We start from the raw sequence: 13,196 nt of genomic DNA, 5'->3' as shown, positions 1-13,196 counted from the left end.
TATCTCGGACGGCGCGCCACGGAGTGCGGATTCAGCCGAGGGCGGACCTCTCCTCCCCATCGTCCACCATGGCAGTGGACGTCGGACGCGCTGGGTAGATTGGAGTCATGAGCGAGACCGCCGACCCCCGAGGCCCCGAGGCCCAGAACTCCCTGGCCCTGCCTGCCTCCACCGTCCCCGACCCGGCCACCGCGCCCGGCCTGCGCTGGGGCGTGATCTCTCCCGGTCACATCGCCGGGCAGTTCACCGCGACCGCACATCGCGCGACGGCCTCCCGAATGGTCTCCGTCGTCTCCCGCTCGGCGGAGCGCGCCGAGGCGTTCGCCGCCACGCACGGCATCGAGCAGGCGTTCACCTCGGTGGCCGACATGCTCGCCGCCGGCGGCCTGGACGCCGTCTACGTCGCCTCTCCCCACGCCCAGCACCATCAGCTGACCCGGCCCGTCCTCGAAGCCGGCATCCCGGTGCTGGTCGAGAAGTCCTTCACCCTCAGCGGCAGCCAGGCCCGCGACCTGCTGGAGGTGGCCCGTGCGCGCGGCACCTTCGCCATGGAAGCGATGTGGGCACGCTTCCTGCCGCAGTACGACGTGCTGCGGCAGGTCATCGCCTCGGGTCTGCTCGGCGAGGTGATCGAGGTCGCCGCCGATCACGGCCAGTCCTTCCCCGAGGACCCGGCCCACCGCATGTACGCCTCGGAGCTCGGCGGCGGCGCCCTGCTCGATCTCGGGGTCTACCCGGTCTCCTTCGCACAGATGGTCCTCGGCGATCTCACCGAGCTCGCGGTCCGCGGCGACCTCACCTCGACCGGCGTCGACGCCTACCTCGCCGTCCTGGCCCGCGGGACCGGCGGTGGCCGCGCCCGGCTCTCGAGCACCCTGCTGGCGCGCACCCCCACCGAGGCCGTGGTCAGCGGCACGCTCGGCGCGGCGCGGCTGTCCGGCCCGTTCTTCGCGCCCGGCACTCTCACCGTCTCCCTGCTGGACGGCCGCACGGCGAGCTTCGAGCATCCCGGTGCGCCCGGCGACGGCATGGCCTACGAGATCGCCGAGGCCGCCCGCCGGGTCACCGCAGGAGACCTGGAATCCCCGCTCATGAGCTGGGCGGATACCCTGAGCGTCATGGACACGATGGACACCGTGCGCGCCGAGCTCGGCGTGGTCTACCCCGGGGAGGAGCGCGCGTGAGCATCCTCGAGACCGCCCGCGGCCTGCGCATCCCCTCACCGCATCCCCCGCGCCGAGGGGTGTTCATCTCCTTCGAGGGCGGCGACGGAGCGGGCAAGTCCACCCAGATGGCGATGCTGCGCGACCACCTGGTCAGCGAGCGCTCGGTCTCCGAGGAGCTGATTCTGACCACCCGTGAGCCCGGCGGCACCCCCCTGGGGGCGCGCATCCGGGAGCTGCTGCTGCACGGAGAGCACGTCGATCCCCGCGCGGAGGCGCTCCTGTACGCAGCCGACCGCGCCCACCACATCTCCACGCTGGTGCGCCCCCACCTCGCCCGCGGCGGCCTCGTGCTCGGCGACCGGTACCTCGACTCCTCGATCGCCTACCAGGGTGCGGGCCGGGACCTGGAGCCCGACTCGATCAGCTCGCTGTCGCTGTGGGCGGCCGACGGACTCCTCCCCCACCGCACGATCCTGCTCGACCTGCCCCCGGAGGTTCTGGGCACGCGCCGGGAAGCGGCCGGCCGTGATCGTCTCGAGCAGGCCGGCGAGGATTTCCACGCCACGGTGCGCCAGGAGTTCCTGGACCTGGCCGAGGCCGACGAGGAGCGCTTCGCGGTGATCGACGGCACCCGACCGCGCGAGGAGGTCCACGCCGAGGTGCTCGAGGCCGTCGCCGAGTTGCTGGACCTCTTCGACCCCACCTTCGAGGAGCTCCCGCACACCTCGCACCGGGACGAGCTGTGACCGCGCCGGGAACGCACCTGCCCGCCGGCCCTCCTGGCGGGGGCCACTTCGATCCGGCCTCCGGCGTGTGGGCCGACGTGGTCGGGCAGGAGGCCGCCGTCGCACAGTTCCGCCGTGCGGCGTCCCCGGAGGGCTCCCTCGCCCAGGCCTGGCTGATCACCGGCCCGCCCGGTTCGGGGCGGTCCACGGCGGCACGGGCCTTCGCCGCCACGCTCGAGTGCGAGCACGGCACCGGCTGCGGGCAGTGCCGGGCCTGCCGGACAGTGCTGGCCGACACCCATCCGGATGTCACCGTGGTCGCGACCGACAAGCTCTCGATCGCGAAAGAGGAGGTCAGGGCTCTGGTCATGACCGCCCAGCGGTCCCCGGCCACCGGGCCGCGCCGGGTGGTGATCATCGAGGACGCCGATCGGATGAGCGCGGGCACCTTCAACGTGCTGCTGAAGTCCATCGAGGAGCCCCCGCCCTCGACCGTGTGGATGCTCTGCGCGCCCTCGGCCGAGGACCTCGCACCCACCATCAGGTCGCGCTGTCGGGCGGTGACCCTCGCGGTGCCGTCCTCGGACGTGGTCGCCGAGCTGCTGCGGCGCCGCGACGGCGTGGCCGAGCAGCTCGCCGTGCGGGCGGCCCGCGCCGCGCAGGGACACATCGGTCTCGCCCTGCGCTACGCCACGCAGGAGGGCGCTCTGGCGGCGCGTGAGGACTCCGCGCGCACGCTCCTGGGCCTGCGCAGCACCGGAGAGGCGGTGCTGGCCGCGCAGTCGCTGGTGGACCGAGCGACCGCGGAGGCCAAGGAGCATGCCGATGCCGTCGCGACCGAGGAGAAGGAGCGTTTCCTGCGCTCTGCGGGCGTGGACGACGGGAAGGTGCCGCCGGCGCTGCGGGCGCAGGTGCGTCAGCTCGAGGAGGATGCCAAGCGGCGCCAGACCCGGCTGGTGCGCGACGTGCTGGATCGCTACCTGCTCGATGCGCACTCGGTGCTGCGCGATGTGCTCAGCCGCCAGCTCGGCACCTCCAGCGAGCTGGTCAACATCGAGGTCGCCGAGGAGGTCGAACGGACCGCGGCGAACGGCTCCGGGACGATCACCCTGGGACTGCTGGATGCGGTGGGGCAGGCTCGGGCCCGGATCAGCGGGAACGTGCCGCCCCTGCTCGCGATCGAGGCGCTGCTCTCGCGCGTCGCCGTCTCTCTGCGCTGACGCACGCCCGCGCGGAGCTGCGCTGGCGCGCGTCCGCGAGGAGCTGCGCGGGCAGGCGCGTCGGCGAGGAGTCAGGCCTGCGGCGTCTCGGAGGCGTCGGTGCTCGACTCGGCGTTCGCGTCGGCCGCCGGCTTGGCGTCCGGTGTCGCGGCAGCGTTCTCCTCGTCGGCGGCAGAATCGGCCTCGGGCACGTCGGTCAGCGTCCTGGACGCCGCCCCGACTTCCGTCGGCTCAGCGGCCTCGGCAGCACTCGCCGGCGCCGTCTTCTCGGCACCGCTCGCCGACTCGGCGTTCTCGTCGGCGCTCGCCGGCTCAGTGGTCTCTGTGGGCCCGACGGAGGCCGGGTCCTCGACATCGAGCTCCTCGACGCCCACGGGACCGGCGCCGGACCGCTGGATCTCGCGATCCTCGTCCTCCTGGCCGGTCTCGGAGTGCGCCCCGCAGCCGTACCCGAGGTGGACGACCCTGCCGTCGGCCGGGGACCACTCGTTGGTGCACACGCCGAACTCGCCGCGCAGGGAGCCGGCGAGCTGGGTGAGGAAGCCGCAGCTGCTGCAGGTGGCGGACACGGTGCCGCGGCGACCGCGGCTCGAGGTCTGACGGGGGCCGAAGTCGCTCTCCAGCCAGCGCTCGGCGGCGTCGGACCGGCCGTGCGGGGAGAGCACCCGCGGGCGGCCCAGGCCCAGCTCCCACAGCGCGACGCGGTCGGCGTCCTCGTCCCCGGTGGCCTCGTAGCCGGGCTCGAGCCGTTCGTCCTGCTCGTGGAAGGGGAGCAGATCGTCGGCGCCGATGTCCTCGGGCTTCAGACGCTCGGACCACGGCTCCCACTCGGGGGCGAGGATGGCGTCCTCGCCGGGCAGCAGCGCGGTCTCCGCCACGGTCGGCACCTTCGCGCGCGGTGCGCGGGCGATCACCGAGACCCAGGACCAGCCGCGGTAGCCCGGCATGGTGCATTCGAAGACATGGGTGACCAACCGCTCGCCACTGGCCTCGACGCGCAGGTGCTCACCGACCTGGCCGGGCTCGGTGACCTCGAGCAGCGCCTCGCGGGCGAGCTCGACGGCGTCGGCCGCGACCGCGTCCAGCCGAGGCCGGGCGGTGCGGGTGCGACGGGGGGCGATGGTCGACTGCGTCATGTATTCAGGCCTCGAAGTTGTCGGCGACGGCGCGGAGCACGGTGGAGATCTTCTGTGCGTGCGCGCGATCGGGGTAGCGGCCCTGGCGGAGGCCGTTGGATGCATCGTCCAGCAGGCGGATGAGGTCCTCGACCATGCCCGCCATCTCGTCGGGCTTGGGGCGGCGCGCGCGGCTCACCGACGGGGCAGGCTCGAGCATGCGCAGCGCGAGCACCTGCGGGCCGCGACGGCCGTCGACGATGTCGAAATCGACCTTGGTCCCCGGGCGGAGCGTGGCGACTCCCTCGGGAAGGGTCGAGGCGTGCACGTAAACACTCTGTCCGTCCTCGTCATCGAGGATGAAGCCGAAGCCCTTCTCGGCGTCGTAGAACTTCACCTTGCCGCGTGGCACGTGGATCCCATCCTTGTCTGCTGGTGTCGGTCTGCTGGTTCTGGAAGTCCGGGCGCGCGCGGAGCCGGGTTCGGGTCCGACGGGTTCTGCGTGCACGCACCCTGCATGCGTTCGGGCATGCAGTCGGCCGCCGGAGACCGTCCGGCAACGATCCAGTCTAGCGCGTGCAGTCCAGGCCGTGGCGAGCGCGCTCGACGCGGGTGACGTCGGGCACCGCTCGGGTGGTCGGCGGCGGCGCCTGCATGGTCAGCGGCGCCGCTGGGCCGGGATCTCGCGGGTGGGGGCCGTCCGCGCAACGGGCTCCAGACCCATCCCGGTCAGCACGTTCTCCAGGATCATGGCGGTGAAGCCCCACACGAAGGCGTCCTCGGGCAGCTCGAAGACGGGGCCGACGGGGACGCCGCTGAGCAGGCCGCGCCGCCGGTGCGCGGGATCGCTCAGGGAGCCGGGACCGGTCAGCGACGCCCACACCACGCGCTCCACCTCGATCGGATCCTGGACACCCAGCGCAGGGGCGACGGGGGTCCAGGCCAGCACCGGGGTGACCCGCTGGCCGCGCCAGGGCATCGGGATCGGTGCGAACGCCCCGAGCACCCGTACGCCATCGGGGTCCAGGCCGGTCTCCTCCTGCGCCTCGCGCAGCGCGGTCTCCACATCGTCGTCGTCCCCCGCGTCCCGTCCCCCGCCGGGCAGGGAGAACTGGCCGGGCTGGGAGCGCAGTGCGTTGCCCCGCTCCTCCAGGACGATCCGGGCGTCGTCGATCTCCGTCCCGGCGACGAGGATCAGCACGGCGCTGCGGCGCTCCTGGTCGGTGCCGCGGGCGGGGTCGCGGGGATCGGGGTCGCGGGTGACCAGCACGTCGCCGCTGCGCGCCCGGTCGGCGAGCGACGACAGGAACTGCGGGGTCCGTGCGCCGCCGCTGCGCGGTGGGTGCGGAGCGCTCGCGCCTCTCATACGGCGCCTGCGCTCGGACACACGTCGGCCAGGACGCAATCGGGACAGCGCGGTGACCTCGCCGTGCAGATCCGGCGCCCGTGCAGGATCAGCCGCAGCGAGAGCGCCGCGAGATCCTCCTCCGGCTCCTGCGGATGCTCCGCGCGGTCAGCGGGCCCCGCGGGCGGCTCCGCGTCCTCCGTGCGTGCCTCGCCGGACCCCGTGCCCTGCGGGCCGGCCGGCGGACTGCTGCGCACCGCGGCGACCACGTCCTCCTCCACGGCCCGGGGGTCGGTGGCCGCGGTCCACCCCAGGCGGCGGGCGAGCCGGCCGACGTGCGTGTCGACGGCCAGCAGGGAGCGACCGAACCATGCGCCCCGCACGACGTGCGCGGTCTTGCGCCCCACACCGGGCAGCGCCTCGAGCGCCGCCTGATCGTCGGGCACCTCGCCGCCGTGCTCCGCGAGCAGCCCTCGGGCGAGTCCGATGATGCGACGCGCCCGGGTCGGACCCATTCCCAACGGACGGACCACGTCGGTGACCTCGCTCTCCTCGGCCGCCGCCAGGGCGGCCGCGTCGGGCCAGGCGGAGAACAGCTCCGGAGTGACGGAGTTGACCCGCACATCGGTGGTCTGGGCGGACAGCACCGTCGCGACCAGGAGTTCGAACGCGTCGCGATGCTCGAGTTCCGTGCGTGCGTCCGGGTACAGCTCCCGCAGCCGGGCGCTGACCTCGGCGGCGCCGGCCGGCCCTGCGGGCGTCGGCGCGGCGCCCGCGGACGGGGTCGGCGTGGGCATCAGGACTGCTCCTCGTGGGAAGGTGGCGGGCCCCGGTGGCGCAGGCGCGATAGTGTTCCCCCATCATGTGACTGTGACCACCGCTGTTGGTTGCATCGGTCACAATGGGTAGCACAGCACGGTCCCGGACGTCCGGGGCCCCACCATCAGGAGGTTCCGTGGACGAGAACATCGTACGGTCATCGCCGCTGTTCGCTGCGCTCGACGAGGACGGCAAGCAGGCCGTGCTGGCGTCGATGAAGCAGGAGGACTATCACCGCAGCGCCATCATCTTCCGGGAGGGCGATCCGGGCGACCGGCTCTTCATCATCGGCTCGGGCAAGGTCAAGGTCGGCCACGCCTCGGGCGACGGCCGCGAGAATCTCCTCGCGGTGCTCGGCCCGGGCGAGACGCTCGGCGAGCTGTCCCTGTTCGACCCGGCCCCCCGCAACGCGACCGCGACCGTGGTCGCCGAGTCGGTCCTGTACTCGCTCTCGCAGCAGGATCTGTACCGGGTGCTCGCGCAGCGCCCCGAGGTGGGCCGTCACCTGCTCGCCTCGCTGGCTCGGCGTCTGCGCAAGACGAACGAGTCGCTCGCCGACCTGGTCTTCGCCGACGTCCCGGGCCGCGTGGCCAAGAACGTGCTCGACCTCGCCCAGCGCTTCGGTCGCCAGACCGACGACGGCGTGATGGTCGCGCACGGCCTCACCCAGGAGGAGCTGGCCCAGCTGGTCGGGGCGTCCCGCGAGACGGTGAACAAGGCGCTGGCGGACTTCGCCTCGCGCGGCTGGATCCGGCTGGAGGCACGCGCCGTCCTGATCTCGGACGTCGAGCGTCTGCGTCGCCGCGCCCGCTGACTCGGGCCGGCGCCGCCGACCTCGGACCACCGCCACGCCGGACCGAGACGTCGAATCCCCTGATATGTGCCACGACCGGCACATATCAGGGGATTCGACGTTGCGCGGCCGGTGTGTCCTCGTCGGCAGGCGGGCCCGCGGCGCCAGGGCGGGCGAGAGCGCCCTTCGGCGGGCAGGCCGGTCGGCGCGAACCGGTCGGCGCGAACCGGTCGGTCAGCCGAGGCCAGAGGGTCAGCCGAGGCCAGACGGCCAGCCGAGACCAGGCGGTCCGAGCCGCATGTCCCGGCCCGCCTCAGTTCCCCTCGGCCAGATGCTCCAGCGTGGCGCGCAGGTTCCAGCGCGCCGCCTCCTGCAGCGACGCGGGAAGATCAGGGCCATAGACGGAACGCACCAGTCGGTCCAGGGTGAGGACGCCTGCCGTGCGCGCCCGACGGACCTGCTCGATGCGCTCCTCGCGATGCGAGATCGCCTCCTCGATGGCCGCCAGCGCGGCGGGCGGCGACTCGTAGGCCGGGCCGTGACCGGGGTGGATCGAGCCGATCCGGCCGTCCAGCGCCATCGCGCGCAGGATCGCGAGCGATTGCAGGTAGTCACCGAGCGATCCGCCGTCGTCGGGCACGATCACCGTCGAGGAGCCTCCCAGCAGCGTGTCGCCGCTGAGCAGCCGGCCGCCGTCGAGCAGCACGGCCGCGGAGTCCGCGGTGTGACCGGGCAGGTGGATGATGTGTCCGACCATGCCGTGGTCGCTCTCCAGGCTGGAGGGCAGGGGCCGGGAGCCGGGCACGGCCACCTGGTCCGCCGCCCACAGCGGCACCTCGCGGCCGCTGCGGGCTGCGAGCTGGCGAGCCAGTGTCGCCGCGCCGGCGGTGTGGTCCAGGTGTCGGTGGGTGACCAGCACGCCCATGGGCCGTGCGTCCTCGCCGCAGCTGACCAGCAGCTCGGCGAGGTGCTCGGGGTCCTTGGGGCCCGGGTCGACCACCCACACCTGGTCACCGTCACGGATCACGTAGCTGTTGGTGCCGCTGAGGGTCATCGGCCCCGGGTTCGATGCGGGGACCGCCAGCAGTTCGACGGCGGGTCCTGCCGGGTCCCGCTGCGATTCGTCGTCGGACACGGCAGGGCCTCAGCCGGCGGGGACGGAGACGGGCGCGGGGCCCGGCACGAGCGGGGAGTCCACTTCCACCAGGAGATCCAGCTCCACCGGCGCATCCAGCGGCAGCACGGCCACTCCGACGGCGCTGCGCGCGTGCCGGCCGGCGTCGGCGAACACCGCGCCGAGCAGCTCGCTGGCGCCGTTGATGACCGCGGGCTGCGCGGTGAAGCCGGGATCGGAGGCGACGTATCCGGTCAGCTTCACGATGCGCACCACGCGGTCGAGGTCTCCGGTGAGATCCTCGATGGCGGCGAGGGCGTTGAGGCAGCAGGTCGCGGCGAGCTCGGCGGCCTGCTCCGGGGTCACGTCGGCGCCGACCTTGCCCGTGCGCGGCAGGACGCCGTCGACGAACGGAAGCTGGCCGGAGGTGTGCACGTGGACACCGGTCGCCACGGCCGGCACGTAATCGGCCACCGGCGCGGCGACAGCGGGCAACGAGAGCCCGAGCTCCTCCAGGCGAGCCCGGACGCGGGGGCCGGTGGTGGCGCCCTGCGCTGCGGCGGCCACCGGCTCAGGCCTCGGCGAGAGGACGCTTGAGGTAGGCGACCAGGTTCTCCGGGTTCGGCCCGGGGACGACCTGGACCAGCTCCCAGCCCTCCTCGCCGTAGTTGTCGAGGATCTGCTTGGTCGCGTGGATCAGCAGCGGAACGGTGAGGTACTCCCAGCGGGTGTGCGTGCTCATGGGGCGAGCCTACCGGCCACGGCCTGCTCCGGGGCCTCGCGGGACCGCCCGTGGACACGCGCCCGAGCGGATGGACACGCCCCGACCGGCCAGCTGCGACCGGTCAACTGCCCACGGCTTCCTGCGAGGCACGCCGCAGCACGGCGGACCAGTCGCTGACATCGGGATGCCGGCGCAGCAGCCGCCGGCGCTCCCGCTCCGTCATCCCGCCCCACACCCCGAAGTCCACACGGTTGTCCAGCGCGTCGGCCAGACATTCCGTCCGGACGGGGCAGGAGCCACAGGTGGTCTTGACCGCATGCTGCTCCGCGCCCTGCACGAAGAATCCGTCCGGATCCATGCTCACGCAGGCTCCGCGTGCCGCCCAGCTCGAATCGGCGCTGATGGGAGTCCCCCCGATGCTCATCTGCGTCCCCTTCCCGGGTCCTCGTCGACCCGTTTTGTCCATACTCTAGGGAGACCCACGCCACATCGCAAAACCCGGCCACCGACCGCGAGCACTCCTCGAGCGGCAGCGACCCGAGGACCCGGCCCGGTCTCGCGTTGTGAAGATTCCTCGGCCACCGGCCCGGCGTCTGGCCCTGCGTCCCGTGCCCGCCGTACTCTTGGATCATGGCCAGCACTCCGTCCAGCTCCGGTTCCGGACGCTCCCTTCCCGTCGCCCTGGCGCAGTCCCTGTACCTGCTGCTGGGGATGATCGCCGTCTCGGCGCTCGGCGGCGTACTCCTGGCCGCCTTCTTCTTTCCCGCCGTCTCGGCCACCTCCGCGATCGCCGAGGACGGGGTGGAGCTGTTCGAGTCCTACCCGACCGAGCTCGAGGTCGAGCCGCTGAACGAGGCGAGCCGGATCGAGGCCGCTGACGGGTCGCTGCTGGCGACCTTCTACACCGAGAACCGCATCATGGTGCCGCTCGAGGAGATCTCGCCGCACATGCAGCATGCGGTGATCGCGGTCGAGGACCGCCGGTTCTACGAGCACGGCGGTGTGGACCCGAAGGGCCTGGTGAGGGCGTTCGCGAGCAATGCTGCCGGCGGCGCCACCCAGGGCGGGTCGACACTGACCCAGCAGTACGTCAAGAACGCCCTGCTGATGGACGCGGTCCAGCGCGGCGACCAGGAGGACATCAACGAGGCGACCGAGCAGACGTACGGGCGCAAGGCGCGAGAGGCGAAGCTGGCGATCTCGCTGGAGAAGCGCTGGAGCAAGGACGAGATCCTCAACGCCTACCTCAACGTCGCCCAGTTCGGCCCGTCCCAGTACGGGGTCGAGACCGGCTCGCGGCACTACTTCTCGAAAAACGCTGCGGATCTGAATCCGGGCGAGGCAGCGCTGCTGGCGGGGGTCACCAACGGTCCGAACCAGTACGACCCGGTCAGCCACCCGGAAGCCGGCGAGAAGCGCCGCAACGAGGTCCTGGCGGACATGCGCCGTGAAGGCTTCATCACCGACGAGGAGTACACGAAGTACTCCGAGCAGCCCATCGAGGACATGCTCCAGATCCAGAACCTCCGGGCCGGTTGTGCCGACGCGGAGGGCAGCGGATTCTTCTGCGACTACGTCACCCGCACACTGCTCAACGACCCGGAGTTCGCCCCGACGTACGAGGAGCGCCAGAAGCTGCTCTACGGGGGCGGGCTGACCATCCGCACCACGCTGGATCCCTCGACGCAGGCGGCCGCCGAGGAGGTGCTGCAGCGCCGGGTCCCGGGGGATGCGCAGCACGGCTTCGGCCACTCGATCGTGACCGTCGAGCCGGGAACGGGCAACATCCTCACGATGGCCGAGAACCGTACGTTCAACCCGTACGACGAGGTCAATCCGGGCGAGACGGCGATCAACTACAACGTCCCCAAAGCCCTCGGCGGCTCCAGCGGCTTCCCCGTCGGCTCGACGTTCAAGCCCTTCGTGCTCCAGGAATGGCTGGAGACCGGGCACGGGATCATGGACAAGGTCGCCACCGGCCGCGAGACGATGCCGAGCTTCCCGGCCAAGTGCCTCTCCCGGGGCGCATGGCGGGAGAGCCCCGGATACAACCCGGACAACGCCGTCTCCGTGGACATCGCCCCGATGGAGACCGCGCTGAACTCGACGAAGTTCTCGATCAACACCGCCTACGCGAACATGGCCCGGCAGCTGGATCTGTGCGACATCGCCGGGGGCGCCCGCGACATCGGCGTGGTCCCGGCGACGCATAATCCGTACGACCAGGCCACCTGGGATGCCGGCATCGAGGACGTCTACGGCACCGAGCTGGCGCCGTCCGTCGTGGTCCTCGGTGAGGTGCGCATCTCAGCACTGGACATGGCCAGCGCGTATGCGACCTATGCCGCCGGCGGGACGTACTGCAAGCCGCAGGCGGTCACCGAGGTCATCGACCGCAACGGCGAGGCCATGCCGATCTCCGGGGCCGAATGCCACCAGGCGGTCNGAGGACCCCCGCGCCACCGGCAAGGGCAAGATCATCGAGGGCCACCCCGCCGGCGGCAAGACCGGCACCTCCGGCTCCCAGTTCCACACCTGGTACGTCGGCTTCACCCGCCAGATGTCCACCGCCGTCTGGTTCGGCCACCCCCAGGCGAACGTCCGCCCCGCGGGCTTCCCGGTCGACGGCGAGATGCTGCGCAGCGGGAAGGTGTGGGGCAACACCGTCTCCCTGCCCACCTGGCAGGAGTACATGAGCCGCGTCCACGAGGGCCTGCCCAGCGAACCCTTCCCGTCCGCACCGGCCTCGACCAAGCAGCCGGGGACCCAGGCGGTCCAGAAGGGCGTGGTGCCCGACGTCTCCGGCATGGTCCTCTCCGAGGCCCAGTCGACGCTCGAGGCCGCCGGCTACAGGGTCGAGATCACGAAGGAGCCCTCCGGCACGGTGGGCGAGTGGTTCGTGATCGGCACGGAGCAGCCCCCGGGCACGCGCCTGCCCGAGGGCGAGACGGTCGTCGTCCGCCAGTCCACCGGGCAGGGCTGACGTGCGGCCGTTCCCCGCGGCCGCGGGCGCAGTGGGCCTTGCCGGCCTCGGCGCCGCCGCGGCGGCGCACGTGTGGTCGCGTCACGTCGAGATCCACCGCTTCACGCTGCGGGAGGCGGAGCTGCGGATCCTCCCGCCCGGTACCCGCACCATCCGGGTCCTCCACCTCAGCGACATCCATCTGATGCCGGACCAGGAGCGCAAGCTCGCGTTCCTGCGCCATCTGGCCGCACTGCGGCCGCACCTGGTCATCGACACGGGAGACAACATCTCCTCGGCCGCTTCGGTGCCGGTGCTGGCCGAGGCCCTCGATCCGCTGCTGCAGCGCCCGGGCGCCTTCGTGATGGGCTCCAACGACATGTTCGCCCCCTCGCCCAAGAACCCTGCACGCTACCTGCTGCCCGATGCACGCCCCGAAGGCCTCACCGACCCCAAGGAGCCGACGCTGCCGACGCCCTACCTGGCGCGCGTGCTCTCGGCCCACGGCTGGAAGGACCTGACCAACACCCGGGCGACCATCGAGCTCGGCGGGCTCGAGATCCGCCTGGTGGGCGTGGATGATCCGCACCTGGACCGGGACCGCGTCCCCGAGCCGGCCCAGGAGCCGCCGCCGGCGCACGGGCACGTGCTGCGTCTCGGGGTCGCCCACGCGCCCTATCGCCGCGTGCTGGATGCCTTCGTGGCCGACGGGGCCGAGCTGATCCTGGCCGGCCACACCCACGGCGGCCAGCTGCGCCTGCCGGGCATCGGCGCGCTGGTGACCAACTGCGACCTGCCCCGCCGGCAGGCCCGCGGGCTCTCCTCGTGGCACGGCGTCCCGCTGAACGTCAGCGCCGGGCTCGGTGCGAGCCCCTATTCGAACTACCGCCTGCTGACCCCGCCCGAGGCGACGTTGCTCACGTTGCGCGCACCGGCGCCCGCCAGGGGGACCTGACACCCGCGCACCCCTGCTAAAGTTGCTCCTCGGTGAACCGCTTCGGCGAGGATCCTCCGGGGTGTAGCGCAGCTTGGTAGCGCGCCTCGTTCGGGACGAGGAGGTCGCAGGTTCAAATCCTGTCACCCCGACCATGTGATGTCGCAGGACATCGGCATGGCCCGAACCCACGCAACGTGGGTTCGGGCCTTTGTCATCTCTGCTGTGGTTGGTAGTCGCGGGTGGGGTCGATGATGAGCTCTCTGAGGACTTCTCCGG

14 protein-coding genes, 1 tRNA gene and 1 pseudogene are annotated in these 13,196 nt (G+C 72.3%); 8 read left to right on the top strand and 8 right to left on the bottom strand.

The window, feature by feature from the left end; genetic code table 11:
• Positions 1-107 precede the first annotated feature (107 nt).
• From ACFQS2_RS05310 to ACFQS2_RS05300, 3 genes are read left to right on the top strand one after another with little or no spacing between them, the layout of a single operon-like run.
• Positions 108-1,184, top strand: a complete 1,077-nt coding sequence (locus tag ACFQS2_RS05310) for a Gfo/Idh/MocA family protein (RefSeq protein ID WP_377018318.1) — start codon at positions 108-110, stop codon at positions 1,182-1,184.
• On the top strand, positions 1,181-1,912 hold the full coding sequence (gene tmk / locus ACFQS2_RS05305) for a dTMP kinase (protein ID WP_377018319.1): 732 nt from the start codon (positions 1,181-1,183) through the stop codon (positions 1,910-1,912). Before ACFQS2_RS05310 ends, tmk begins: the two co-directional genes overlap by 4 nt.
• Complete coding sequence (locus tag ACFQS2_RS05300; RefSeq protein WP_377792941.1) at positions 1,909-3,111, top strand: DNA polymerase III subunit delta'; 1,203 nt, start codon at positions 1,909-1,911, stop codon at positions 3,109-3,111. Before tmk ends, ACFQS2_RS05300 begins: the two co-directional genes overlap by 4 nt.
• A gap of 71 nt (positions 3,112-3,182) precedes the next feature.
• Here ACFQS2_RS05300 and ACFQS2_RS05295 read toward each other — a convergent pair whose 3' ends face one another.
• From ACFQS2_RS05295 to nth, 4 genes are all read right to left on the bottom strand, one after another.
• Entirely contained in the window at positions 3,183-4,247 is a 1,065-nt protein-coding gene (locus ACFQS2_RS05295; protein WP_377018321.1) for a DUF3027 domain-containing protein, read from the bottom strand.
• Between the two features lie 4 nt (positions 4,248-4,251).
• Entirely contained in the window at positions 4,252-4,638 is a 387-nt protein-coding gene (locus ACFQS2_RS05290; protein ID WP_377018322.1) for a cold-shock protein, read from the bottom strand.
• Positions 4,639-4,884: 246 nt separating this feature from the next.
• The gene (locus ACFQS2_RS05285; protein ID WP_377018323.1) at positions 4,885-5,592 is read right to left on the bottom strand and encodes an NUDIX hydrolase; all 708 of its coding nucleotides are present in this window, start codon (positions 5,590-5,592) and stop codon (positions 4,885-4,887) included.
• The gene (gene nth, locus ACFQS2_RS05280) at positions 5,589-6,368 is read right to left on the bottom strand and encodes an endonuclease III domain-containing protein (RefSeq protein ID WP_377792940.1); all 780 of its coding nucleotides are present in this window, start codon (positions 6,366-6,368) and stop codon (positions 5,589-5,591) included. Before nth ends, ACFQS2_RS05285 begins: the two co-directional genes overlap by 4 nt.
• Before the next feature lie 158 nt (positions 6,369-6,526).
• Here nth and ACFQS2_RS05275 point away from each other — a divergent pair, with 158 nt between their 5' ends.
• Positions 6,527-7,204, top strand: coding sequence for a Crp/Fnr family transcriptional regulator (locus tag ACFQS2_RS05275; protein ID WP_377018325.1), 678 nt, complete (start codon positions 6,527-6,529; stop codon positions 7,202-7,204).
• 292 nt (positions 7,205-7,496) lie between these two features.
• Here the strand turns inward: ACFQS2_RS05275 and ACFQS2_RS05270 are convergent, their stop codons facing one another.
• From ACFQS2_RS05270 to ACFQS2_RS05255, 4 genes are all read right to left on the bottom strand, one after another.
• Positions 7,497-8,318 carry an MBL fold metallo-hydrolase gene (locus ACFQS2_RS05270; protein WP_377792939.1) on the bottom strand — a complete coding sequence of 274 codons (822 nt, stop codon included), beginning with the start codon at positions 8,316-8,318 and terminating at the stop codon, positions 7,497-7,499.
• A gap of 9 nt (positions 8,319-8,327) precedes the next feature.
• Positions 8,328-8,864, bottom strand: a complete 537-nt coding sequence (locus tag ACFQS2_RS05265) for a RidA family protein (protein ID WP_377018327.1) — start codon at positions 8,862-8,864, stop codon at positions 8,328-8,330.
• Positions 8,865-8,868: 4 nt separating this feature from the next.
• Positions 8,869-9,039: a DUF4177 domain-containing protein gene (locus tag ACFQS2_RS05260; protein WP_377018328.1), complete on the bottom strand. Its 171-nt coding sequence runs from the start codon at positions 9,037-9,039 to the stop codon at positions 8,869-8,871.
• Positions 9,040-9,142: 103 nt separating this feature from the next.
• Positions 9,143-9,445, bottom strand: a complete 303-nt coding sequence (locus tag ACFQS2_RS05255) for a WhiB family transcriptional regulator (RefSeq protein WP_377018329.1) — start codon at positions 9,443-9,445, stop codon at positions 9,143-9,145.
• Positions 9,446-9,651: 206 nt separating this feature from the next.
• Between ACFQS2_RS05255 and ACFQS2_RS05250 the strand changes: the two are divergent.
• The 4 genes and pseudogenes from ACFQS2_RS05250 to ACFQS2_RS05235 all read left to right on the top strand — a co-directional run.
• A pseudogene (locus ACFQS2_RS05250) lies at positions 9,652-11,355 on the top strand (transglycosylase domain-containing protein); the annotation flags it as partial.
• Positions 11,258-12,004, top strand: coding sequence for a PASTA domain-containing protein (locus ACFQS2_RS05245; RefSeq protein WP_377793124.1), 747 nt, complete (start codon positions 11,258-11,260; stop codon positions 12,002-12,004). The pseudogene ACFQS2_RS05250 and the gene ACFQS2_RS05245, both read left to right, overlap by 98 nt.
• Position 12,005: 1 nt before the next feature.
• Positions 12,006-12,938 carry a metallophosphoesterase gene (locus tag ACFQS2_RS05240; RefSeq protein WP_377792938.1) on the top strand — a complete coding sequence of 311 codons (933 nt, stop codon included), beginning with the start codon at positions 12,006-12,008 and terminating at the stop codon, positions 12,936-12,938.
• Between the two features lie 57 nt (positions 12,939-12,995).
• Positions 12,996-13,072, top strand: a tRNA-Pro gene (locus tag ACFQS2_RS05235).
• Positions 13,073-13,196 lie beyond the last annotated feature (124 nt).

It is taken from the genome of Brachybacterium sp. GCM10030267 (assembly GCF_042666875.1).
Taxonomy (GTDB): domain Bacteria; phylum Actinomycetota; class Actinomycetes; order Actinomycetales; family Dermabacteraceae; genus Brachybacterium.
The sequence above is the reverse complement of the archived record's forward strand: the minus strand, read 5'-3'. Positions and strand labels throughout refer to the sequence as shown.

Bases quoted from the DNA above. Each gene is read 5' to 3' on its own strand.
- ACFQS2_RS05310 (WP_377018318.1), top strand. From the start codon at position 108: ATGAGCGAGACCGCCGACCCCCGAGGCCCCGAGGCCCAGAACTCCCTG.
- nth (WP_377792940.1), bottom strand. From the start codon at position 6,368: ATGCCCACGCCGACCCCGTCCGCGGGCGCCGCGCCGACGCCCGCAGGG.
- ACFQS2_RS05255 (WP_377018329.1), bottom strand. From the start codon at position 9,445: ATGAGCATCGGGGGGACTCCCATCAGCGCCGATTCGAGCTGGGCGGCA.
- ACFQS2_RS05260 (WP_377018328.1), bottom strand. From the start codon at position 9,039: ATGAGCACGCACACCCGCTGGGAGTACCTCACCGTTCCGCTGCTGATC.
- ACFQS2_RS05295 (WP_377018321.1), bottom strand. From the start codon at position 4,247: ATGACGCAGTCGACCATCGCCCCCCGTCGCACCCGCACCGCCCGGCCT.
- ACFQS2_RS05285 (WP_377018323.1), bottom strand. From the start codon at position 5,592: ATGAGAGGCGCGAGCGCTCCGCACCCACCGCGCAGCGGCGGCGCACGG.